Below are 23080 nucleotides of genomic sequence, written 5' to 3'. Positions count from 1 at the left end.
GGACGGCGGACGGGCCGGGTCTCGAACGGCGACGGCTACTCGGCCGCCGCCAGGGTCAGGCCCGGAACGGTGATGCCGATGTCGCGCAGGAGCTCGGCATCCGAATCGGTCTCGTTGTTCGCCGTGGTCAGAAGGCGCTCGCCGTAGAAGATCGAGTTGGCCCCGGCGAGGAAGCAGAGGATCTGCGCTTCGCGGGTCAGGCCCTTGCGGCCGGCGCTGAGGCGCACGCGGGCACGCGGCATCACGATGCGGGCGGTGGCGCACATCCGCACCAGGTCGAGGGGATCGACCGCGGGCCGGTCCTCGAGGGGCGTGCCCTCCACCGCCACCAGGGCGTTGATCGGCACGCTCTCGGGGTGCGGCGCATGGTTGGCCAGGACCTGGAGCATGCTGGCGCGGTCCTTCACGCCCTCGCCCATGCCGACGATGCCGCCGCAGCAGACGCCGATGCCGGCATCGCGCACGTTCTGCAGGGTGGTGAGGCGGTCCTCGTAGGTCCGCGTCGAGATGATGTCCCCGTAGAAGTCGGGGCCGGTGTCGAGGTTGTGGTTGTAGGAGGTCAGCCCGGCCTCCGCGAGGCGCTCGGCCTGCGAGGGCGAGAGCATGCCGAGGGTGACGCAGGCTTCCATGCCGAGGCCGCGCACGCCGCGCACCATCGCCAGCACCGAGTCGAATTCCGGCCCGTCCTTGGGCTGGCGCCAGGCCGCGCCCATGCAGAAGCGGTGCGCGCCCGCCGCCTTGGCCTCGGCCGCCTCGCGCAGCACGGCGTCGACGGGCATCAGGCGCTCGCGGGCCATGCCGGTGCCCTTGTGGTGGGCCGATTGCGGACAGTAGGCGCAATCCTCGGGGCAACCGCCGGTCTTAATCGACAGCAGGGCGGCCCGCTGGATGTCGGCCGGATCGTTGTGGGCGCGGTGGACCTCCGCCGCCCGGAACACGAGGTCGAGGAGCGGCAGGTCGTGGATCGCCTGGATCTCGGCGACGCTCCAGTCGTGACGGATCGCGGCTGTGGCGGAGACCGGGCGGGCGGCGAGGGGGGCCAGGGTGTCAGTCATGATCCCCATGAGGCGAATCTCGGCCGGAAAATCAAGCCGGCCGCGCGACCTCAGTGCGTCGGCTCGCCCGCCGCCACCTTGGCGGTCCAGTCGTCGAAGGCGATGATTTCCTGGCGCTGCTCGCCGAGTCCCGCGATGCCGAGGGTCATGACGTCGCCGCTGCGCAGGAAGCGGGGCGGCTTGCGCGCCATGCCGACGCCGGGGGGCGTACCCGTGGTGATGATGTCCCCGGGCTCCAGCATCATGAAATGCGAGACGTAGGCGACGAGCTGCGCCGCGTCGAAGATCATCGTGGCCGTCGAGCCGGTCTGCATCCGGGTGCCGTTCACGTCGAGCCACATGCCCAGGTTCTTGAGGTCGGGAATCTCGTCGAGGGTGACCAGCCAGGGACCGAGCGGTCCGAAGGTCGGGCAGCCCTTGCCCTTGGTCCAGGTGCCCCCGCGCTCCATCTGGTACGCGCGCTCGGACACGTCGTTGCAGATGCAAGCGCCCGCCACGTAGGACAGCGCCTCGTTGGCGTGCACGTAGGAGGCCCGCGCGCCGATCACCAGGGCGAGTTCCACCTCCCAATCGGTCTTGGCCGAGCCCTTGGGCAGGATGACCCGGTCGTTCGCCCCGGCGAGGCACGAGGGCGCCTTGTTGAAGATGATCGGCTCCGGTGGGATGTCGGCCCCGATCTCGGCGGCATGGTCGGTGAAGTTCAGCCCGATGGCCACGAAGTTGCGGGTGCCGCCGACGCAGGGGCCGAGGCGGGTCTCCGCCGGCAGGGCCGGCAGGCTCGCCGGATCGAGCCGGCGCAGGCGTTCCAGGGTCTCGCGCGAGAGGGCAGGCCCGGCGATGTCGCGCACATGGGCCGAGAGGTCGCGCAGGACACCCTGCGCATCGACCAGACCGGGCTTCTCGTCTCCGCTCGCGCCGTGGCGTACCAGTTTCATCGCTCGTGCCTCCGCATGTCTGTCCGCTGCCTGACATCGATCGGACCCGGACGGGCGGCAAGGGGCAATCGGCGACGGACGGCGTGCCGTCTCATCGCGCGCCGGGACCCGAGGCCCGGTCCGACGGCGATTTTGTCGCCGAAAGGTCACACCCCCGTCCGGAGATGCGCCGGGCGTGTTTTTTCGGCCGAAGGGCTTACTCACGGAGACGAGAGTTTAGATGTGAACCATTCTGCAGGCTTCCTCGCCAGCTCGAATCCAGGCCTGCAATATCGCGCTGATTTAAGTCTAAATTTTCCCTGATACTGAAGATATACTTGTCGGCCTGCGATTTGCGAAGTTGCGTCACTCGCGTCATTGTCACACCCAAGGTGCGAGGCCTCCCCCGATGGGAGAGGACAAGCGAGCACCAACAACTGGGGTGGGTCCTACGTCATGATGGGTACGATTCGGCGCCGTTCCCTGCGCGGCCTGGCGCTTTCGGGAGTTTCCGCAGCCCTCCTCTGCGCCGGTGTCGCCGGTGCCTCGGCCGGGGCCTTCGGCATCCGCGAGCAGAGCGCCCAGGCCCAGGGTCTCGCCTGGGCGGGCGCCGCCTCCGGCTCCGGCGGCGTCTCCTCGCTGTTCTGGAACCCCGCCACCGTGACCATGCGGCCGGGCTGGGTCACCGAGCAGAACCTGTCCTTCATCAACCTGTCGGCGAAGATCACGCCCGACGTGGGCACGAACCCGGCCTTCGCCCGCCTCGGTGACAGCGGCGAGATCGGCCAGGGTGCCGTGGTTCCGGCCGGCGCCACCTCCTACCAGCTCAACGACCGCCTCTGGGTCGGCATCACCTCCGGCGCGCCCTTCGGCCTCGTGACGAAGCCGCGCCAGACCTGGTCGGGCGAGCTCTACGGCCGGTCCAGCCGCATCTTCTCCCTGGCCTTCAACCCGGTCGTCGGCTTCAAGGTCAACGAGTGGCTCTCCATCGCCGCCGGCCCGAACATCGAGTACTTCAAGCTCGTCCTGCGCCAGGCCCTGCTCTCGCCGCTCAGCACCAACCCGGCCGCCCTGCCGAGCTCCGGCCTCAAGGGCGATTCCTGGGGCGTCGGCTTCACCGCCGGTGCGCTGATCACGCCCTTCGACGGGACCGCGATCGGCGTCGGCTTCCGCTCCTCCGTCCATCACGACATCGGCGGCCAGCTCATCCTGCCCGGGCCGCTGGCGGCGCTCGGCGGCGACGTGAAGGCCAAGCTGAACACCCCCGAGAAGCTGAGCGTCGGCCTCACCCAGGCGATCACCCCGGTGGCGCGCCTCAATCTCGGTTTCGAGTGGGACAACTGGAGCCGTCTGGGCACCGTCAACGTCCTCCTCGACCGGACCGGTGCCGTCGCGACGCAGCTGCCGCTGAACTACAAGGACGGCTACACCTACTCGATCGGCGGCGAGTACGACTGGTCGGCGGCCCTGACGGTCCGCGCCGGCGTCGCCTACGAATCCTCCCCGATCGATTTCTCGAACCGGTCGGTGCGCCTGCCCGATGGCGACCGGGTGAACGTCTCGGTCGGCGGAAGCTACCGCTGGAGCGAGAAATTGACCCTCAACCTCGCCTACTCGCACTTCTTCGTCGACAAGGGACGGATCCTGGCCGGCCCCGGCCGCGACTACAACGTCCAGAACGTGGTCTTCGCGGGCGTCGCCGACAGCAGCGCCGACATCGTCTCGGTCGGCTTCCGCTACGTGTTCGGCGAGCCCGTGGCGGCCGCGCCGGCCCCCCTGGTGCGCAAGTTCTGAGGACGCACGACGCTCAGGGCGGCGGAGCCGGTCCGGTCCCGCCGTCCGCGAAGCGCTTGACGTAGAAGATGCGGTCGTGGCCGGGCGGATCATCGCGGATCCGCCCGCACTCGGTGAAGCCGAGGCGCTGGTAGAAGCCCGGGACCTGGAAGGTCCAGGTGTCGAGCCAGATCCCGGACAGGCCCCGCCGGCGCGCCTCCGCCTCGGCATCCCGCATCAGGCGGCGGCCCAGGCCGCGCCCCCGGGCCGGGCCGAGGGCGAGCAACTCGACGAACAGCATGCCGTAGCCGGTCCGGCCCCAGAGACCGCCGACGATGGCTCCGCCCGCGTCGCGCACCGTGAGGGCGAGCAGGCCCCAATTCCCATTCGGCACCTGGGCCTCGTTATGGGCGACGAGAGGCGCCAGGATCGCGACCCGCATCGCCGGGTCTGGTTCCGCCTCGAGGCGAACGGACCAGACCGGCGCCTCCATGCCCGCGCTCACGCCTTCATGCGGACGTAGGTGCCGGGCGCCGGACCGAGGGAGGCCAGGCCGCCTTCGCCCGGCACCCGTGCCGGGACGCGGGCGGGCGCCTGGTGCTCCAGCCACTGGAACCAGTGCGGCCACCAGGAGCCCTTGGTCTCGGTGGCCGCCGCCATCCAATCCTCGAACCGGCCCTTGGCCGGCCCTCCGGTCCAGAAGCCGTATTTCGGCTTGGCCGGCGGGTTCACCACCCCGGCGATATGGCCCGAGCCGGCGAGCACGTAGTCGACCGGTCCGCCGAACTTCGACGAACCCTCGAACACCGACAGGGCCGGCGCGATGTGATCCTCCTTGGTGGCGAGGTTGAAGATCGGGATCTTCACCTTCTTCAGGTCGAGCCGGACGTTGCCGAGGATCATCTTGCCCTGCGCGAGCGTGTTGTTGAGGTAGCAGTTGCGCAGGTAGAACGAGTGGTTGGCTGCCGGCATCCGGGTGGAATCGGCGTTCCAGTACAGCAGGTCGAAGGGCATCGGCGTCTGGCCCTTGACGTAGTTGTTGACCACGTAGGACCAGATCAGGTCGTTGGGGCGGAGCATGTTGAAGGCGGTCGCCATGCCGGTGCCTTCGAGGTAGCCGCGCTTCTGCATCCGCGATTCGATCAGGCGGATCTGATCCTCGTCGGCGAACACCTTCAGGTCGCCCGCATGGGTGAAATCCACCTGCGTGGTCAGGAAGGTGGCGCTCTTGATGCGCTTGTTGCCGGTGGCGGCCTGCATCGCCAGGGTCACGGCCAGGAGGGTGCCGCCGACGCAGTAGCCTGCCGCCGCGACCTCGTTCTCGCCGGTGGCGACCCCGATGGCATCGATCGCGGTCTCGATGCCCTCCCGCATGTAGCTCTCGAAGTCCTTGTCGGCGTGGCGCGCATCCGGGTTGACCCAGGAGATGCAGAACACCGTCAGGCCCTGGCTGACCATCCAGGCGATCAGGCTCTTCGAGGGGTTGAGGTCGAGGATGTAGAACTTGTTGATCCAGGGCGGCACGATCAGGAACGGCCGCTTGAGCACCGTGTCGGTGCTGGGCGCGTACTGGATCAGCTCCATCAGGTCGTTCCGGAACACGACCTCGCCCGGCGTCACCGCCACGTTGACCCCGACCTCGAAGCCCGCGGCCGGATCGGTCTGGCGCACCCGGAGCTGGCCCTTCCCGGCCTCGATATCCTCGGCGAGCATCTTCATGCCGCGCACGAGGTTGGCGCCGTTCTCCTTCAGGGTGTGCCGGATCAGCTCCGGGTTGGTCATCACGAAGTTCGACGGCGACAGGGCCCCGGTGATCTGGCGCAGATAGAACTGTGCCTTGTGCCGGGTGTGCTCGTCGATGCCCTCGGCCTCGTCCACGAGGCCCTCGGCCCAGCGGGAGGTGATGAGGTAGCTCTGCTTGATGAAGTCGAAGATCGGGTTGGTGGACCATTCCGCGTGGGCGAAGCGGTTGTCCTTCGGCTCGGGCTGGGCCACGGGCGCGGCGGCCTCGCCCTGCAGGCGCTGCCAGGTCGAGCCCCAGAGGGTGATGAAGGCCTCGCTCAGCTTGGTCTGAGCCTCGACGGTCTTCTTCGGGTCGGAGAGCCAGGTCTCGGCCACGCTGCCGAGGGTGCGGACCACGTCCTTGACCTCCTCGGGCGGCTCGACCGCCTCGACCGGCAGGGCGTCCGGCGTACCGACGGGTTTCATGTAGCGTGATGCGGCCCGCCCGAATTCCTCGACCAGCAGGCTCGCGTTGCGGGACAGGGCCTCGATGTCGGGCAGCGGTGTCGTCCGTTCGGTCGTCACGCGTGCATCTCTCCCCGAGTGTGGCCGAACCTTTCGCCGGGCGACGCCTGCCGCGCGGCCCGGGGGGCCTCGTTTCCGACAAATTAACGCGCCATCGCGGAGTTCCGCCAGAGCGCACGCCTCCAAAACGGCCGACTTCTCCATGTCCCGGCTTCACAACTCCCAGTTTGTCGCGGTCGTCGCCGTGGCCGTCCTGCTCGCGGGATGTTCCGGCGACCTGAACCCGATGCGGATCGCCTACGGCACCGGCGAGGCCGGACCGCCCGCCAAGGCGCCGGACTTCGTGGCGCAGTCCCGCCGCGGCAGCGACGACTTCATGCCGGTGGGGGTCTCCGCCCCGGCCCGGCCGATCCGCGCCAAGACGCCGGAGGGCACCAAGGCCCTGGAGGCGGAGCTGGTCGCGGCGCGGGGGCGCAACGAGGCGCGCGGCCGCTCCGCCGAGGGCGCGGCCCAGGGCGCCAAGCCCTAGGGGGCAGGCCGTCGGGGATCCCGAGATATCGTTCGGCGTCGGGGCACAAAACTGCTAGACCGGAGCCGAGCGTGCGAATTCTGCGACGGCCCTGCGTCAGGCAAGGCCGTCAAAAGACGTCCGGATTCCGCCCGAGGGACCTCCGGACGAGACCACGCTGCCGTCTCGGGATGATGACAGCTTCGCGCCGGGTCACGCTCGCCGCCTCGCGCCCAAACTCGTATCCTCGCTCGTTTTCTCGGACATCGTGAAGGCCATGACCGACTTCCACCGCATCAAGCGCCTGCCCCCCTACGTGTTCGAGCAGGTGAACCGGATCAAGGCCCAGGCCCGCGCCAATGGCGCCGACATCATCGACCTCGGCATGGGCAACCCGGACCTCGACGCCCCGAAGCACGTCATCGCCAAGCTGGTGGAAACCGCCGGCCGTCCGCGCACCGACCGCTACTCCGCCTCCAAGGGCATCGCCGGCCTGCGCCGCGCCCAGGCGAACTACTACAAGCGCCGCTTCGGCGTGAGCCTGAACCCCGACACCCAGGTGGTGGCCACGCTGGGCTCGAAGGAGGGCTTCGCCAACATGGCGCAGGCGATCACGGCGCCGGGCGACGTGGTGCTGGTGCCGAACCCGAGCTACCCGATCCACGCCTTCGGCTTCCTCATGGCCGGCGGCGTCATCCGCTCGGTGCCGGCCGAGCCGACGCCCGCCTTCTTCCCCGCGGTCGAGAAGGCGATGCAGCACTCGATCCCGAAGCCGGTGGCGATCGTGGTCTGCTATCCCTCGAACCCCACCGCCTACGTGGCGAGCCTCGACTTCTACCGGGACCTCGTCGCCTTCGCGAAGCGGCACGAGATCATCATCCTGTCGGACCTCGCCTACGCGGAGGTCTACTTCGACGGCGATCCGCCGCCCTCCGTGCTGGAGGTTCCGGGCGCCATCGACTGCACGGTGGAGTTCTCGTCCCTGTCGAAGACCTTCTCCATGGCCGGCTGGCGCATGGGCTTCGCGGTGGGCAACGAGCGCCTGCTCGCGGCGCTGACCCGCGTGAAGTCCTACCTCGATTACGGCGCCTTCACGCCGATCCAGGTCGCCGCCACCGCGGCCCTGAACGGGCCGGAGGATTGCATCGTCGAGATGCGCGGGATCTACAAGAAGCGCCGCGACGCGCTGGTCGAGTCCTTCGGCAAGACCGGCTGGAAGATCCCGACCCCGTCGGCCTCGATGTTCGCCTGGGTGCCGATTCCCGAGAAGTACCAGGCCCTCGGCAGCCTGGAGTTCTCGAAGCTCCTCCTCGAGAAGTCGGACGTGGCGGTGGCCCCCGGCATCGGCTTCGGCGAGCACGGCGACAACTACGTCCGCATCGCCCTCGTGGAGAACGAGCAGCGCATCCGGCAGGCCGCGCGCAACGTCCGGCGCTTCTTCGAGACCTCGGACAAGACCCTGCACAACGTGGTGCCGATGCCCGAAGCGTCGCTCTCGAAGGCCGGCTGAGGCGTCATCGCCCGCATGTTGCGGCCGGGAGACAGCCGGCCGCAAAGCTTGCCGAAACGCGCCGACGTGCTTGTCACGGCGGTGTGCGCTCAGCAGGGTCGCAACGAAGCCGCGCCGCATGTCCTGTTTGCGCGCGGCGCGTTCGCCGAGGCCCGAGGATCGTATGCGTCGCCTGACCCTTGCCGTCGCCCTGGTGCTGAGCGCCTCCGCGGGAGCCTGCGCTCCGAAGCCGATCGTCGCCCGCGACCCGGTTCCGGCGCCCGAGCCGACCCTCGGCTACGAGTGCACCTCGCGACCGACCGTGCTGAACGGCTTCTACTCCAGCTGCGAGCCGTCGCTCCAAGAGCGCTCGGTGGTGCTCCGCGCCAAGGGCTGAGCGTGCCGGAACGCGTCGCAGGGCCGGGCCGATGCCCGGCCTTCGTCGTTCCGCGGCCGCACCGCGCGGCGGCTTTCCCACAGGACAGCGACGAATGTCGCGCCGGCGCGACCGAACGGACACGGACAGGGGCGCCGGATTGAGGCATGGTGCCCCCGGGCGCGTCCCTCCGGGTCTTCAGGCTGCCCGCCGGAGTTTGATCGTGGTGCTGATGATGCGGACCCTCCTCGCTGCTGGCCTGATCGGTCTCGGGTTCACCGTCGGCGCCTCCGCGCAGACCCTCTATCTCGGCGCGAACGGCCCCGTGGTGCTGCCGACCAGCCCGAGCTCCGGCCGGCCGATCCCGGACGTGCCCGAGGCGGTTCCCGTGCCGAGCGTGATGAATGGCGGCGGGTTCGGCCTGACCGGAACCGACTATTTCAGCGACGGCCTCAGCGAGGGCCCGCTCAACCAGCGGCACCGCCCGCGCGAATTCGTCCTGTCGCCGGCCCGCATCGGCCCGCCGGACTACGTTCGTCCCGCGCTCCGCTGACGCCGGTCGGCCACGCGCGCGCACAGGATGCCGGCCGCATAGGCGACGCCGTTCCAGGGCGAGAACACCCGTCCGATCAGCAACTTGCCCGCCAGCGTCAGCCGGAAGGCGTCGAGGTCCGGCGTGTGAATGAGCCGGAACAGCTCCACCGCCAGGGCGATCGCCGCCGCCACGGCCACGATGCGCCAGCGCGGCAGGGGCAGGACGAGGCCGACGAGGCCATAGACCATCGCGCCCCAGAGGACCGATCCACCCCATTTGACCACCGGCCCCGGCAGCCCGAGCCCGAGGAGGCGCAGGGCGAGACCGGCGGCGATCACCAGCGCGGTGCCGACGAGCAGGCGCAGCCGCGCGCGGTTCGGTCCTGTCATGCGGCGGTTCTCCTGACGGGAGCGCGCCCCCGGTTTTCAGCCCGCGCCGTTTACACCATCCGGCCGGCCCGGTATCACCCCGTCCCACACCCCGAACACACGAGCCCGAAACACCAGATGCGCGCCGAGATCGAACAACTCTCGGATGCCGCCAAGCAGTCGATCGGACTGCTGAGGAGGCATCTTTGACTGGGATACCGTCGAGAAACGCCTCGCGGAGCTGAACGCGGCTTCCGAGAACCCCGAACTCTGGAACGACGCCGAGGCGGCCCAGAAGGTCATGCGCGAGCGCACCCAGCTCGATGACGCCGTGACCGCGATCAGGAAGCTGAGCCAGGAGCTCCAGGACGCCCACACGCTGATCGAACTCGGCGAGATGGAGGGCGACGAGTCCACGATCCAGGAAGGCGAGGCCGGCGTCCGCGCCGTCGAGAAGGAGGCCGCGCGCCGCCAGATCGAGACCCTGCTCTCCGGCGAGGCCGACGGCTTCGACACCTATCTCGAAGTCCATTCGGGCGCCGGCGGCACCGAGAGCCAGGACTGGGCCAACATGCTCCAGCGCATGTACGGCCGCTGGGCCGAGCGCCGGAAGTACAAGGTCGAGATCGTCGAGTGGTCGGACGGCGACGAGGCCGGGATCAAGGGCGCCACGCTGCTGATCAAGGGCCACAACGCCTATGGCTGGCTCAAGACCGAGTCGGGCGTGCACCGGCTGGTCCGCATCTCGCCCTACGATTCGAGCGCGCGCCGCCACACCAGCTTCGCCAGCGTCTGGGTCTATCCGGTCATCGACGACCGGATCGAGATCGAGATCAAGGAATCCGACTGTCGGATCGACACCTACCGGTCGTCCGGCGCGGGCGGCCAGCACGTGAACACCACTGATTCGGCGGTGCGCATCACGCATATCCCGACGGGCATCGTGGTGGCGTGTCAGCAGGAGCGTTCGCAGCACAAGAACCGGGCCACCGCCTGGAATATGCTGCGCGCCCGCATGTACGAGGCCGAATTGAAGAAGCGGGAGGAGAAGGCGAGTGCCGAGGCCGCCGCGAAGACCGACATCGGCTGGGGCCACCAGATCCGCAGCTACGTGCTGCAGCCCTACCAGCTCGTGAAGGACCTGCGCACAGGCACCCAGTCCACCGACCCCGACGCGGTGCTGGACGGCTCCCTCGATCCGTTCATGGAAGCCTCGCTGGCCCAGCGCGTCTATGGCGGGGCCGACGTGGTCGAGGACATCGCGTAGGGCGCCCGACCCCACGTCGCCAGCGTCACTTGCCCATCGTCACTTGCCTAGCGTCACTTTCCCCATCGTCAGGCGGCGTCTCCCGGTTCCGGGAGGCGCCACAGCGATTTGAGCGTGCGGGGGATCCCGTTTCGGGAGACAGTCCCGTCGGCGGTCCCGGCCTCTCGACGCGGGGGCGGTGGAGAGCCGGTCAGAGTGCGTCGGCGGCCCTGAGGAAGCGCACCGGGTCCACCGGCTCGCCGTCGATGCGGGTCTCGTAATGCAGGTGGCTGCCGGTCGAGCGGCCGGTGGAGCCGACGCGTCCGACCACCGTTCCCGGCTCGACCCACTGGCCCGGCGTGACGTCGAAGGCCGAGAGGTGGGCGTAGCGAGTGACGAGGCCGTGGCCGTGATCGACCTCGACCATGTTGCCGTAGCCGCCATTGTAATCCGCCACCGTCACGCGGCCCGCCGCCGTGGCGCGGGCCGGCTCGCCGGTCTCCGCCCGCATGTCCATGCCGGTATGCATCGCGTAGCCGCGGGTGAAGGGATCGAGGCGGGCGCCGAAATTGCTGGAGAGGCTGATCTCCCCGGATAGCGGACGGCGCACGGGGAGGGCGGCCGTGATCCGGCGCAGGCGCGCCTCCTCGGCCAGGGAGCGCTGCACCTCCGACAGGGACAGGGCGAAGGCGTCGCCGCTCAGGGGCACCAGGGGACCGCCGATGCCGGCCGGGCGCTCGTGCTCGAAGCGGGCCGGGTCGAGACCGAGGCGGGCGACGAGGCCGCGCAGGCGCTGCGCGCCCTTGCCGGCCCGCAACCCGAGGGTGGCGAGCACGCGGGACTGCGCTTCCGCGAGGCCGTCCAGACGCTGTTCCAGGGCCGCGACCTGACCCTCGACGACGCGGGCGGATTGGCGCCCGGGACTGGGCTCGGCGTCGGTCCGGAGCCGAAGCGCATCGGGCGTGGGGAAGGGCTTGGCTCCCGGTAGGGGACCCGACAGGGGACCCGACGGGACCTTGGGCGCCGGCTCGGGCGCCTCGATCACCGGCGTCGGAAGTGCCACCGGGGCAGTATCGCCCGCGAGGCTGGCGATGGTGGCCTGGCGGGCCTCCATGGCGGCCTGCCGGCGCGCGAGCTCGGCCATGCGCTGGGCCAGCCCGTCACGCGACGCCGTCTGCTCCATCGTCACCCGGTCGAGCTGCAGGCGCAGGGTGCCGATCCGCTCCTCGTAGCCGTACTGGATGGCGCTCTGCTGTGAGACGAAGCGCGCCAGCACCTCGTCGTGGAAGACGAGGTAGTACGTCGCTCCGCCAGCCCAGGCGACGGCGACGGCCAGCGCCCCTGCGAGGAGGCGTGACCGCAGCGTTGAAGCCGGGGTGGCGGAGACGAGGCGGTTCGTCGTCGAGGAGGGTTTCCGGGAAGACGATGACATGGGACGCGTGACCTGATCCACCCCGTCACCCTGCCCGAATCAGGGTTAACGAACCGCCAAGGCGCCGCCCCGGCGATTCACCCTTTCGACTTTCGTCCTCAGGCCAGGTCGCGCGCGGCGGCCAGCACCTCGCCGGCGTGGCCGGGCACCTTCACCTTCGGCCAGATCCGGGCGATGCGGCCATCGCGGTCCAGCAGCATCGTCGTGCGCTCAACGCCCATGTATTTCCGGCCGTACATGCTCTTCTCGACCCAGACGCCGTAGGCCTCGAGCATCGCCTTGCCCTCGTCGGAGGCCAGCGGGAAGGTGAGGGCGTACTTGGCGCGGAACTTGTCGTGGCTCTTGGCCGAGTCCGGGGAGATCCCGATCACGATGGTGTCAGCCGCGGCGAAGTCGGGGCCGAGGGCGTTGAAGCCCTGCGCCTCCAGGGTACAACCGCTCGTGTCATCCTTGGGGTAGAAGTACAGGACCGCCTTGCGGCCCTTAAGCGCTTCGAGGCTGATCGTCTCGTCGCCGGCGCCCGGCAGGGTGAAATCGGGCGCCTGATCTCCGGTATCGAGGGGCATCATGCCTTCCTTTCGGCCGATTGATGGTGTGCCTCTGGCGTTGCACCGCGACGGCAGCCCGACGCCCCGGCGCACCGGGACCGACGAACGCCAAAGACCCGCGAAAGCTGAAACCCGTAGGACTGCCGCTCGATAGCCCGAGGGGACTTTCCGATCCAGCGGCACAAGGATTGATGGACCAGGAAACGGCCAAAGGTTTGCGGCCCGCGCGGCCCGCCGCACGGCGGCGGCCGTTGCTTTGGATTGCGGCCGTCCTGGTGGTGGGCCTGATGGTCGCCATCGGCGGGGTCATCGGCCGCCTGTCGATGGGGCCGCTGCGCATCGACGGGATGTCGGAGCGGGTGGCCTCGGCCATCGCCGGCAGCATCGGTCCCGGCTGGCGCGTCGCCCTCAGCGACAGCGCCCTGGAGCTCGATTCGGAGCAGTCCCTGGCCCTGCGCGTTTCCGGCCTCGACATCCACAATCCCGAGGGCGCCCTCGTGGTCCGGGCGCCCCTGGCCGTGGTCAGCCTCGACACCTGGAGCCTCCTGCGCCTCGCGGTGCAGCCCCGGGCCATCGAGTTCCGCGACCTGCAGATGACGGCCCTGGTCCACCGCAACGGCAGCATCGCCTTCGCGGCCTCGGACAGCAGCCAGGGCAATGCGGTGGTGCCCCACACCCTGCCCAGCGTCGACGCCGCGATCGGCCACGTCTCGCCGATCTCCGCCGGTGTCGCCTCGATCTTCGGCGTGGTGCTCGATTCCGCCGGCGTCATCGGTGCCCTCGACCGGGCGCGGATCACCAACGGACGCCTGACCCTGATCGACGACGATGCCCGCCAGCGCGCCGTCTTCGAGCACGTGAACGGCCTGTTCCGCCGCGATGCCGTGCGCGATGCCCGGGTCTTCGAGCTGCGCATCGACGGCCCGCACGGGGAGTGGCGCTTCGGCGGCGACCTGCACGAGGCCGGCGGCACCAAGCGGACCGGCATCATCACCCTCGACGACCTGCCGATCACCGACCTGCTCCTGCTGTCCGGCCAGTCGAAGCTGCCGGTGGACACCGACCTCAAGCTCTCGGCCAAGGCCGACGTGGCGATCGATGCCGGGCGCATCGAGACGATGACGGCGGAGATCCGTACCGGCGGCGGCAACGTCCTGATCGAGGAGAAGGACTTCAACCCCGTCACCATCGACAGCCTGTCGGCCGCGGTGAGCTGGGACGAGGCGGGCCGGGCGATGAAGCTCGACGCCCTCGACTATCGCGGGGCCGGCAACGCGGTGCACCTCACCGGCGCCTGGACCGCGGCCCCGTCGGGCGCTGAATCCGCCTGGACCCTGGAACTGGCGGGCAAGGACGCGGTGCTGCGCGGGGCCAATGCGGCCGACAAGCCCGTCAGCCTCGACACCGTCTCGGCCCATCTCACCGGCAAGGCCGGCGGCGTCGTGATCGACGATTTCTCGGTCCGGGCCGGTGTCGCCAACGGCCGGATCACCGGAACCATCGGGACCTCCGCGGACGATGACGGGCTGACCCTGCACATCGCCGCCGCCGACACCGATGGGCGCATGGCGCTCCGCCTCTGGCCCGAGCACGTGGCGCCGCCCGCGCGCAACTACCTCGTGGACAACCTGCGCGGCGGCAAGGTCAACACGGTCGACCTCACCGTGGACATGAGCGGCTCGGAACTCGCCGCCGCCACCCGCGGCGAGCCGATGCCCGACAACGCGGTCCATATCGATTTCGCGGTCTCCGACGCCACGCTCATCGTGGTGCCCGACGCGCCGCCCCTGACGCGGGGGCGGGTGACCGGCACGATCACCGGACAGACGACCAAGATCCGCAACGTCACCGCCGATGTGCGTATGGCGGACAACCGGACCCTGTCGATCTCGGATGGATCCTTCGTCATCCCGAAGATCACCCCCGACACGGTGACGGCGCAGATCGGGCTGCGCCTCAGCGGCGGCGCGGACGCCCTGGTCTCGCTGCTGCAGACCAACATGTTCAAGACGCTCACGGGCCTCGATCTCGATCCCGGGACGGTGAAGGGTGCCGCGGACCTGCGCATCGACTTCCCCCTCAACCTGAAGCACATCCCCGACCTGCCGGACCTGCCGGTGAGCATCACCGGGACCCTGTCGGACATCGCGGTCGACAAGGTGTTCGGGAAGGAGCGGCTCGAGAGCGGACGCTTCACGGTCCTGTGCGACCGGGGTGCCTTCTCCCTCAAGGGCGACGGCCGCGTCATGGGCACGCCCATCACCGTGGACCTTCGCCAGCCGAAGGCCGGCGCCCCCGGCGAGGTGAATATCGGCCTGGCCATCGACGACGCCCTGCGGGCCCGCAAGGGCCTGCCGGTGGCGCCCCAGATCACCGGCACCATCCCGGTCCGCCTGACCCTGCCGATCGGCCGGACCGGGTCGGGCAAACCCCCGATCCGCGTGGAGGCCGATCTGACCCGGATGGGCACCGACGGGCTCCTGCCCGGCGTGACCAAGGCCGTCGGCAAGGCCGGGCGCGCGAGCTTCACCGTGAGCGAGGGCGCGAACGGCAACCAGGACCTGCGCGACCTCGTGGTGGATGCGTCGCCGCTGATGGCGCGCGGCAGCGCCAGCCTCAACGGCGACGGGGGACTGGAGCGCGCCGATCTGACGGCGCTGAAGCTCTCGCCCGGCGACGACATGCGGCTTCAGGTCGACCGCAGCGGCGGCAACGCCTATCGGGTCACCGTCCGGGGCGCCGTGGCCGATGCGCGCCCGTTCCTACGCAGTCTCGGCGGGCCGGACGTCAAGGGAACCCGGGACGCCAGCCCGAAGGACGTCGAGGCCGATCTCAGCCTGGGCATCGTCAGCGGCTTCAACGGCGAATCCCTCACCAATGCCAGCGCGAAGCTCTCCTTGCGCGGCCGCGACCTGCGCAGCGGCCGGGTCCAGGGCAAGTTCAGCAGCGCGCCCTTCACGGCGCAGGTGACCCACACCGATCGCGGCGGATCGAGCGTCACCATCGAGACGCTCGATGCCGGCTCGACCCTGCGCTTCGCCGACATCTACAAGCGGATGTACGGCGGCAAGCTGATCATGACGAGCGCCCTGAACGACGGGCCGCAGCCGGGCTCCGTCCAGATCCGCAACTTCATCCTGCGCAACGAGCCGGCCCTGTCGAGCATCATGGCGCAGGGGCCCGCCACCAGCGAGGTCACGGATGCGCGCGGCCGGAAATACGTGGTCCAGAATTCCGGCAACGACGTGGAATTCGACCGCCTGCGAGCGATCTTCACCCGCACGGGGAGCCGGATCGACATCAGCGACGCGGCGATCTCGAACCCCGCCATGGGCTTCACCATGACGGGCTACCTCGACACCGCCAAGGAGCGCACCGACATCAACGGCACCTTCGTGCCCCTCTACGGCCTGAACAACGTCGTCTCGCAGCTGCCGATCCTCGGCCAGCTCCTCGGCGGGGGCCGCAACGAGGGCCTGTTCGCCCTGAACTTCCGCGTCTCCGGCCGCCTCGCCAAGCCGGACGTCAGCGTGAACCCGCTCTCGGCCCTCGCCCCCGGCATCCTGCGCAAGCTGTTCAGCGCCGGCGGCGGCAATGACGGCCTCGCCGCCGGCACCCCGATGAACGAGACCGAGCGCTGAGGGACCGGTCCGCCGGCGGGTCGGTCCGAACCCGATCGGCCCGACCGCAGGCAGTCGCGATCAGCCGGCGCCGCCGATGCCGTCGAGGTCCGCCATCGCGTCCTCCGGCAGCCTCAGGGCTGCAGCGGCCATGTTCTCGCGCAGGTGCTCCGGTGACGACGTGCCGGGGATGAGCAGGATGTTGGGGGCCCGGGCCAGGAGCCAGGCGAGCGCGACCTGCATCGGCGTCGCGCCGAGCCGGGCGGCGACGGCCGACAGCGTGGTCGATTGCAGCGGGCTGAAGCCGCCGAGCGGGAAGAACGGCACGTAGGCGATGCCGGCGGCGGCGAGGTCGTCGACCAGCGCGTCGTCCGCCCGATGCGCGAGGTTGTAGGCGTTCTGCACGCAGACGATGGGTGTGATCGCGCGGCCCTCGGCCACCTGCCGCGGCGTCACGTTGCTGAGCCCGATCCGGCGCACGAGTCCCTGGCGCTGGAGGTCGGCGAGGACCCCCAGGGGCTCCGCGATGGAGCCCTCGGCGGGACCGTGCGCGTCGAACATGATCCGCAGGTTGACCACGTCGAGCGCCGCGACCCCGAGGTTCCGCAGGTTGTCGTGCACGGCGGCGGTCAGATCCGCGGCTGAGGTGGCGGGGATCCAGGAGGCGTCGGGGCCGCGCCGTGCCCCGATCTTGGTGACGAGGACGAGATCGTCCGGATAGGGGTGCAGCGCCTCGCGGATGATCTGGTTCGTGACGTGGGGCCCGTAGAAGTCGCTGGTGTCGATGTGATCGACGCCGGAGGCCACCGCTTCCCGCAGCACCGCGACGGCGCGCGGCCGGTCCTTCGGCGGGCCGAACACCTGCGGTCCGGCCAGCTGCATGGCGCCGTAGCCCATCCGCTTCACCGTCCGGTCGCCGAGCTGGTAGGTCCCGGCCATGTGGAGATCCTTCGCCATGTCGAGATCGTTCGTCGTGTCGAGATCATTCGGGGTGGCAAGGTCGGTCATGGAAAACTCCTCTGCGATGAGCTCCACCTAGACCCTGCCACCCCGCGCGATAATCCGGCATAATGTGCACGGCCCGTGCGGAAATGCGAACAATGAGCCGAGATCTCGGAGAACTGGCGGCCTTCGTCGCCGTGGCGGAGGCGGGCGGCTTTCGCGACGGCGCCCGGACCAGCGGGCTCAGCGCCTCGGGGCTGAGCGAGGCGGTGCGACGGCTGGAGACCCGCCTCGGGGTCCGGCTCCTCAACCGCACCACCCGCAGCGTCGTCCCGACCGAGGCGGGCTTGCGTCTGCTCGAGCGCCTGAAACCCGCCCTCGGCGAAGTCGCGGCGGCGGTCGACGTGGTCAACGGATTTCGCGACCGGCCGGCCGGAACGCTGAAGCTCAACGTGCCGGTGAGTGCGGCCCGGCTGGTGCTGCCCCGGATCGTCCCGCCCTTCCTAGCGGCCTATCCCGATATCCGCCTGGAGGTGATCGCCGATGACAGCTTCGTCGACGTGCTCGCCGCGGGCTGCGACGCCGGGATTCGCTACGACGAGCGCCTGGAGCAGGACATGGTGGCGGTCCCGATCGGCCCGCGGGAGCAGCGCTTCGCCACCGTCGCGGCCCCGGCCTATCTCGACCGGCGCGGCCGCCCGGAACACCCGCGCGACCTTCTCGACCATGCCTGCATCGGCGGCCGCTTCGCCAGCGGCGCCATGCCGCCCTGGGAGTTCGAGCGCGACGGCGCGATCGTGCGGGTCGAGCCGACGGGGCCGCTGATCGTGCGCGTCGGGGCGGCCACCGAGCTCGCCGTCGACGCGGCGATCGCCGGCGTCGGCATCCTCAACCTGTTCGAGGATTGGCTTCGGCCGCACCTGGACAGCGGCGCCCTGGAACCCGTTCTGGAACCCTGGTGGCAGCGATTCCCGGGGCCGTTCCTGTACTATCCCGGGCGCCGCTACCTACCGGCGCCGCTGCGCGCCTTCGTGGACTTCATCGGCCGCCAGCGCCGCGGGGCCTGAGGCCGGCGCGGCGCTGGCGTCCGCGTCAACCGACGCGGACGAGCACGTGCTTCTTGCGGCCGAACGAGAGCTTGATCACGCCGTCCGCCGTGAGGTCGACCGTCCGCAGGACCGCGCGCTCGTCCGTCACCGGGACGTCGTTGACGCGCAGGCCCCCACTCTTGATCTGGCGCCGACCCTCGCTGGTGGAGGGCAGGAGCTTGGCGTAGTCCGGGCCGAAGGCCGAGAGGACGCCGAGGCCCGCATCCAGGAGCTCGGGCGACACGGTGATGCTCGGCAGGTCCTGCGCCACCGTACCCTCGACGAAGGTCTTGCGGGCCGTCTCGGCGGCGGCCTCCGCCGCCTCGCGACCGTGCATCAATGCGGTCGCCTCCGTCGCCAGCACCTTCTTGGCCTCGTTGATGCCGGCGCCCGGCAGGGATTCGAGACGCGCGATCTCGTCCATCGGCAGCAGGGTGAACAGCTTGAGGAAGCGGCCGACATCGGCGTCCTCGGTGTTGCGCCAGAACTGCCAGTAATCGTACGGGCTCAGCATCCCGGCATCGAGCCAGACCGCGCCGGCGGCGGTCTTGCCCATCTTGGCGCCCGAGGCGGTGGTGAGGAGCGGACAGGTCAGGCCGTAGAGCTGCGGCGTGCCCATGCGGCGGCCGAGGTCGATGCCGTTGACGATGTTGCCCCACTGGTCCGAGCCGCCCATCTGCAGCACGCAGCCGTAGCGGCGGTTGAGCTCGACGAAGTCGTAGGACTGCAGGATCATGTAGTTGAATTCCAGGAACGAGAGTTCCTGGTCGCGCTCCAGCCGCATGCGCACGCTGTCCATCGACATCATGCGGTTGACCGAGAAGTGGCGCCCGATGTCGCGCAGCATCTCGATGTAGTTCAGCTTCGTCAGCCACTCGGCATTGTCGACCATCGTCGCGCCGTTGCCGCCGGCCTCGAAGCTGAGAAACCGCGAGAAGGTCTTCTGGATGCCGGCCTTGTTCTCCTCGATCTGCTCCAGGGTGAGGATCTTTCGCGATTCGTCGCGGCCTGAGGGGTCGCCCACCCGCGTCGTGCCGCCGCCCATCAGGGTGATCGGCGTGCCGCCGGTGGCCTGGAGCCAGTGCAGCATCATGATCGACAGGAGGTGGCCGACATGCAGGGAGGCGGCGGTGCAGTCGTACCCGACATAGGCCGTCAGCCGGCCCTCGCGCGCGGCCGCGTCGATGCCGGCGAGGTCCGAGCCCTGGTGGATGTAGCCGCGCTCGGTCAGCACCTTGAGGAAGTCGGATTGCGGCACGAAGGCGTCGACGGGCTTGGCGGGGGCAGCCTGGGTGGCGTCGGGGGACATGCGAGGTTCCGGTCTGGTGGATCGCGGCGCGGGACAGGGCCGAAGGCCGCGTGATAGCACCGCACGGGTTGTTGGGGCGGCTCTTAGCAGGGCTGCGGACGGAAGGCACGGGCATCGAGGCCCGGGGAGGGCACCATGACGATGATGCGCGCGATCGGACTGATGAGCGGCACGTCCCTCGACGGCGTCGACGTCGCCCTGATCGAGACCGATGGCGAGACCGTTCGGGTGGTCGAGAGCCACAACGGCTACCTCGAACCCCTCGGGCCGACCGGCTATCGCGGCTACAGCGAGGAGGACCGGGCCCTGCTGCGCCAGGCGCTGATCGATTCGGAAGGGGTCACCGCTCGCGAGGACCGGCCGGGCTGCCTCGCCGAGGCCGAGGCCTTCGTCACCGCCGCCCATGCCGAGGCGGTGGAGAGCTTCCTCGCCGACAACCAGCTCACGCCGTCCGACATCGACGTGATCGGCTTCCACGGCCAGACCGTGGTGCACCGGCCGGACCAGCGCATGAGCGTGCAGATCGGCGACGGCGCCGCCCTCAGCCGCCGCCTCGGCATCGCCGTGGTCTCGGACCTGCGCCACGCGGACGTGGTGGCGGGCGGGCAGGGCGCCCCCCTGGTGCCGGTGTTCCACCAGGCCCTCGCCCGCGCCTCCGGCTTCGAGGGCGCGCTCGGCATCCTCAACATCGGCGGCGTCGCCAACGCCACGATCCTGTCGTCGAACGGCGACGTCATCGCCTTCGACACGGGCCCCGGGAACGCGCTGATCGACGATTGGATGCGCGAGCGCACGGGCCGGCCCCTCGACGACGGCGGCCGCACCGCCGCCCGCGGGCGCCCCGACGAGCCGCTGCTGGCCTGGCTGCTGATCCACCCGTTCTTCGCCCGGCGGCCGCCGAAATCCCTCGACCGCAACTGGTTCTCGCACAAGCTCACGGGCCAGCTCTCCACCGAGGACGGCGCCGCGACCCTGACGGCCTTCACCGCCCGCGCCGTCGCCCGCGCCCTCGACCACGCCCCCGAGATTCCGGCGCGCTGGATCGTCGCCGGCGGCGGCGCGCGCAACGGTGAGCTCGTCCGCCTGCTGAACTATCACCTGCGCGCCGAGATCACGACGGCCGACGCCATCGGCTGGTCCTCGGCCTACCTGGAGGCGCAGGCCTTCGCGCATCTGGCGGTCCGCTCGCTCAAGGGCCTGCCGATCACCTTCCCGTCGACCACGGGCGTGCGCGAGCCGACCACCGGCGGCGTGCTCGCGCGACCGGATGCCTGAGGTGCGGCGCGTGTCCTGGCGCACGGTCGCCCCGGGAGCCGCGCATGGCCGTGCGCTGGCCCTCGGGCCAAACCCGCGCTAGAGCGGGAGCGCCATGTCGCACAATACGTTCGGACACCTGTTTCGCGTCACCACCTTCGGCGAGAGCCACGGGGTCGCCCTCGGCTGCGTGGTCGACGGCTGCCCGCCCGGGCTGGCCCTCTCGGCGGGGGACATCCAGGCCGAGCTCGACCGGCGCAAGCCCGGCCAGTCGCGCTTCACCACGCAGCGGCGCGAGCTCGATCAGGTCCGCATCCTCTCCGGCGTCTTCGCCGACGACCGCACCGGCGGCGTCCAGCTCACCACCGGCACGCCGATCGCCCTCGAGATCGAGAACACCGACCAGCGCTCGAAGGATTATTCCGAGATCCGCGACAGCTACCGGCCGGGGCATGCCGACTACGCCTACGACGCCAAGTACGGCATCCGCGACTATCGCGGCGGCGGGCGCTCCTCGGCCCGCGAGACCGCCGCGCGGGTCGCGGCCGGCGCCGTCGCCCGCAAGATCCTGCCGGCCGGCGTCACCATTCGAGCCGCCCTGGTGCAGATGGGCCCGCACGCCATCGACCGGTCGCGCTGGGACTGGGAGGCGGTGAACGCCAACCCGTTCTTCTGCCCGGACGCCGAGACCGCGCGCTTCTACGAGGATTACCTCGACGGCATCCGCAAGGACGGCTCGTCCGTCGGCGCGGTGATCGAGGTCGTGGCCGAGGGGGTGCCCCCCGGCCTCGGCGCGCCGATCTACGGCAAGCTCGACGCGGATCTCGCCGCCGCGATGATGTCGATCAACGCCGTGAAGGGCGTCGAGATCGGCGACGGCTTCGCCTCCGCCGCCCTGCGGGGCGAGGAGAACGCCGACGAGATGCGCTCGGGCAATGCCGGCGCCCCGACCTTCCTCGCCAACCATGCCGGCGGCGTCCTCGGCGGCATCTCCACCGGGCAGCCGGTGATCTGCCGCTTCGCCGTGAAGCCGACCTCGTCGATCCTGACCCCGCGCATGAGCGTGACGCAGGACAACCGCGACGTCGACCTCGTCACCAAGGGCCGCCACGACCCCTGCGTCGGCATCCGCGCCGTCCCGGTGGCCGAGGCCATGATGGCGTGCGTCCTCGCCGATCACTATCTGCGCCATCGGGGGCAGGTCGGCGCGCGGGTCTGACCCCCGCCTGCGCCCGCCGCCGTCGATCCGCGAAACGCCAAGAGACAGCCCGTGCCCCACACCCACATCACCGAAGCCATCGAGGCCTATGCCCGCGGCGAGATCGTCGTCGTCACCGATGACGACGACCGCGAGAACGAGGGCGACCTCGTCGTCGCCGCCTCGCTCTGCACGCCGGAGAAGATGGCCTTCATCATCCGCAACACCTGCGGCATCGTCTGCGCGCCCCTGACCCGGGCCGAGGCCCGGCGCCTGCGCCTCGACCCGATGGTGGCCTCGAACGACGCCCCGCTCGGCACCGCTTTCACGGTGACGGTGGACGTCAAGCACGGACTCACCACCGGCATCTCGGCCGAGCAGCGCTGCAACACCGTGCGGGCGCTGGCCAACGGGAACATGGGCGAGGACGATTTCGTCCGTCCGGGCCACGTCTTCCCGCTGATCGCCAAGGATGGCGGCGTGCTCATGCGCTCGGGCCACACCGAGGCGGCGGTGGACCTGTGCAAGCTCGCGAACCTGCCCCCGGTGGGCGTGATCTGCGAACTCGCCAACGACGACGGCACCGTGATGAAGGGTCCGCAGATCACGGCCTTCGCCGAGCGGCACCACCTCAAGCGCGTCTCGGTGGCCGATCTCATCGCCTACCGTCAGGCTCGCGAGACCCTGGTGGAGCGGGTCGGCACCTTCCCGGTGAAGACCGAGTTCGGCGAGATGACGGGCTACGCCTACACCACGCCCTTCGAGACCGTGCAGCAATTCGCCTTCGTCCACGGCCGCATCGGCGACGGCAAGGACGTGCTGGTGCGCCTGCACCGGTCGAACGTGGTGGCCGACGTCATCGAGGGCGGGCGCCAGATCGAAACGGTGATGCGCCGCTTCGCCGAGGAGGGCCGCGGCATTCTCGTCTACCTGCGCGACGGCACGGCCGGCGTGCCCCTGAAGCCCTTCGCCGAGGAGGGCTCGGAGGCCCAGCGCGTGGCACAGTGGCGCGAGGTCGGGCTCGGCGCCCAGATCCTGCGCGATCTCGGCGTGTCGTCGATCCGCAACCTCGCGACCTCGTCGCGGGCCTATGTCGGCCTATCGGGCTTCGGGATCGAGTTCCTGGGCGACGAGCGCCTCGAGAGCTGAGGCGGGGCGCGGGAGCCTCCGTTTGCCCC

The 23080-nt window shown here is 70.2% G+C and carries 20 protein-coding genes; 11 read left to right on the top strand and 9 right to left on the bottom strand.

Going from position 1 to position 23080, the window contains the following annotated elements; genetic code table 11:
- Positions 1-35: 35 nt before the first annotated feature.
- The gene (bioB, locus tag CRT23_RS10550; protein ID WP_055958183.1) at positions 36-1055 is read right to left on the bottom strand and encodes a biotin synthase BioB; all 1020 of its coding nucleotides are present in this window, start codon (positions 1053-1055) and stop codon (positions 36-38) included.
- Positions 1056-1105: 50 nt separating this feature from the next.
- Positions 1106-1990 (bottom strand): fumarylacetoacetate hydrolase family protein, encoded by an 885-nt coding sequence (locus CRT23_RS10545; RefSeq protein WP_055958035.1) that lies wholly within the window; start codon positions 1988-1990, stop codon positions 1106-1108.
- A gap of 435 nt (positions 1991-2425) precedes the next feature.
- Here CRT23_RS10545 and CRT23_RS10540 point away from each other — a divergent pair, with 435 nt between their 5' ends.
- Positions 2426-3763: an outer membrane protein transport protein gene (locus tag CRT23_RS10540; protein ID WP_245436125.1), complete on the top strand. Its 1338-nt coding sequence runs from the start codon at positions 2426-2428 to the stop codon at positions 3761-3763.
- Between the two features lie 13 nt (positions 3764-3776).
- Here CRT23_RS10540 and CRT23_RS10535 read toward each other — a convergent pair whose 3' ends face one another.
- Together CRT23_RS10535 and phaC are read right to left on the bottom strand one after the other, a co-directional pair.
- Entirely contained in the window at positions 3777-4247 is a 471-nt protein-coding gene (locus CRT23_RS10535; protein WP_245436123.1) for a GNAT family N-acetyltransferase, read from the bottom strand.
- Positions 4244-6049: a class I poly(R)-hydroxyalkanoic acid synthase gene (gene phaC / locus CRT23_RS10530; protein WP_103709649.1), complete on the bottom strand. Its 1806-nt coding sequence runs from the start codon at positions 6047-6049 to the stop codon at positions 4244-4246. The genes CRT23_RS10535 and phaC overlap by 4 nt, the downstream gene beginning before the upstream one ends.
- Positions 6050-6191: 142 nt before the next feature.
- On the opposite strand from phaC, the gene CRT23_RS10525 reads away from it, so the two are divergent.
- The 4 genes from CRT23_RS10525 to CRT23_RS10510 all read left to right on the top strand — a co-directional run bounded on the left by CRT23_RS10525 (position 6192) and on the right by CRT23_RS10510 (position 8915).
- On the top strand, positions 6192-6518 hold the full coding sequence (locus CRT23_RS10525) for a hypothetical protein (protein WP_103709648.1): 327 nt from the start codon (positions 6192-6194) through the stop codon (positions 6516-6518).
- A gap of 256 nt (positions 6519-6774) precedes the next feature.
- Positions 6775-8007, top strand: a complete 1233-nt coding sequence (locus CRT23_RS10520; protein WP_055958044.1) for an LL-diaminopimelate aminotransferase — start codon at positions 6775-6777, stop codon at positions 8005-8007.
- A gap of 163 nt (positions 8008-8170) precedes the next feature.
- Positions 8171-8383, top strand: coding sequence for a hypothetical protein (locus CRT23_RS10515; RefSeq protein ID WP_103709647.1), 213 nt, complete (start codon positions 8171-8173; stop codon positions 8381-8383).
- A 211-nt stretch (positions 8384-8594) separates the two neighbouring features.
- Positions 8595-8915 (top strand): hypothetical protein, encoded by a 321-nt coding sequence (locus CRT23_RS10510; protein WP_082513268.1) that lies wholly within the window; start codon positions 8595-8597, stop codon positions 8913-8915.
- Here the strand turns inward: CRT23_RS10510 and CRT23_RS10505 are convergent.
- Positions 8891-9286, bottom strand: coding sequence for a DUF2809 domain-containing protein (locus CRT23_RS10505; RefSeq protein ID WP_103709646.1), 396 nt, complete (start codon positions 9284-9286; stop codon positions 8891-8893). The genes CRT23_RS10510 and CRT23_RS10505 overlap by 25 nt on opposite strands.
- A 117-nt stretch (positions 9287-9403) precedes the next feature.
- Between CRT23_RS10505 and prfB the strand changes: the two genes are divergently transcribed.
- Positions 9404-10532 (top strand): peptide chain release factor 2 gene (gene prfB / locus CRT23_RS10500; protein ID WP_103709645.1). Its coding sequence is split into 2 segments (ribosomal slippage): positions 9404-9472 and positions 9474-10532, totalling 1128 coding nucleotides; the frame shifts between segments, so codons are not numbered across the junction.
- A 190-nt stretch (positions 10533-10722) separates the two neighbouring features.
- Here the strand turns inward: prfB and CRT23_RS10495 are convergent.
- Both CRT23_RS10495 and CRT23_RS10490 read right to left on the bottom strand, forming a co-directional pair.
- Positions 10723-11943, bottom strand: a complete 1221-nt coding sequence (locus tag CRT23_RS10495) for a M23 family metallopeptidase (protein WP_103709644.1) — start codon at positions 11941-11943, stop codon at positions 10723-10725.
- Between the two features lie 98 nt (positions 11944-12041).
- On the bottom strand, positions 12042-12509 hold the full coding sequence (locus CRT23_RS10490) for a peroxiredoxin (RefSeq protein ID WP_103709730.1): 468 nt from the start codon (positions 12507-12509) through the stop codon (positions 12042-12044).
- Positions 12510-12682: 173 nt separating this feature from the next.
- Here CRT23_RS10490 and CRT23_RS10485 point away from each other — a divergent pair, with 173 nt between their 5' ends.
- Entirely contained in the window at positions 12683-16132 is a 3450-nt protein-coding gene (locus CRT23_RS10485) for a DUF3971 domain-containing protein (RefSeq protein ID WP_103709643.1), read from the top strand.
- A gap of 60 nt (positions 16133-16192) precedes the next feature.
- Here the strand turns inward: CRT23_RS10485 and CRT23_RS10480 are convergent, their stop codons facing one another.
- Positions 16193-17068, bottom strand: coding sequence for an aldo/keto reductase family oxidoreductase (locus tag CRT23_RS10480; protein ID WP_280951977.1), 876 nt, complete (start codon positions 17066-17068; stop codon positions 16193-16195).
- 143 nt (positions 17069-17211) lie between these two features.
- Between CRT23_RS10480 and CRT23_RS10475 the strand changes: the two genes are divergently transcribed.
- Positions 17212-18120 carry a LysR family transcriptional regulator gene (locus CRT23_RS10475; RefSeq protein ID WP_103709642.1) on the top strand — a complete coding sequence of 303 codons (909 nt, stop codon included), beginning with the start codon at positions 17212-17214 and terminating at the stop codon, positions 18118-18120.
- Between the two features lie 25 nt (positions 18121-18145).
- On the opposite strand, the gene tyrS is transcribed toward CRT23_RS10475, so the two are convergent.
- Entirely contained in the window at positions 18146-19450 is a 1305-nt protein-coding gene (gene tyrS, locus CRT23_RS10470) for a tyrosine--tRNA ligase (RefSeq protein ID WP_103709641.1), read from the bottom strand.
- A gap of 135 nt (positions 19451-19585) precedes the next feature.
- On the opposite strand from tyrS, the gene CRT23_RS10465 reads away from it, so the two are divergent.
- The 3 genes from CRT23_RS10465 (at position 19586) to ribB (ending at position 23051) form a co-directional block, all read left to right on the top strand.
- On the top strand, positions 19586-20725 hold the full coding sequence (locus tag CRT23_RS10465; RefSeq protein WP_181017313.1) for an anhydro-N-acetylmuramic acid kinase: 1140 nt from the start codon (positions 19586-19588) through the stop codon (positions 20723-20725).
- 94 nt (positions 20726-20819) lie between these two features.
- Positions 20820-21923: a chorismate synthase gene (gene aroC / locus CRT23_RS10460; RefSeq protein ID WP_103709640.1), complete on the top strand. Its 1104-nt coding sequence runs from the start codon at positions 20820-20822 to the stop codon at positions 21921-21923.
- Positions 21924-21974: 51 nt separating this feature from the next.
- Complete coding sequence (ribB, locus tag CRT23_RS10455) at positions 21975-23051, top strand: 3,4-dihydroxy-2-butanone-4-phosphate synthase (protein WP_055958080.1); 1077 nt, start codon at positions 21975-21977, stop codon at positions 23049-23051.
- The last annotated feature ends 29 nt before the right edge of the window (positions 23052-23080 follow it).

Origin of the sequence: Methylobacterium sp. V23, assembly GCF_002917135.1 — a bacterium.
Taxonomy (GTDB): Bacteria; Pseudomonadota; Alphaproteobacteria; order Rhizobiales; family Beijerinckiaceae; genus Methylobacterium.
Note: the sequence above shows the minus strand (reverse complement) of the source record. Positions and strands in the feature narration are given on the sequence as shown.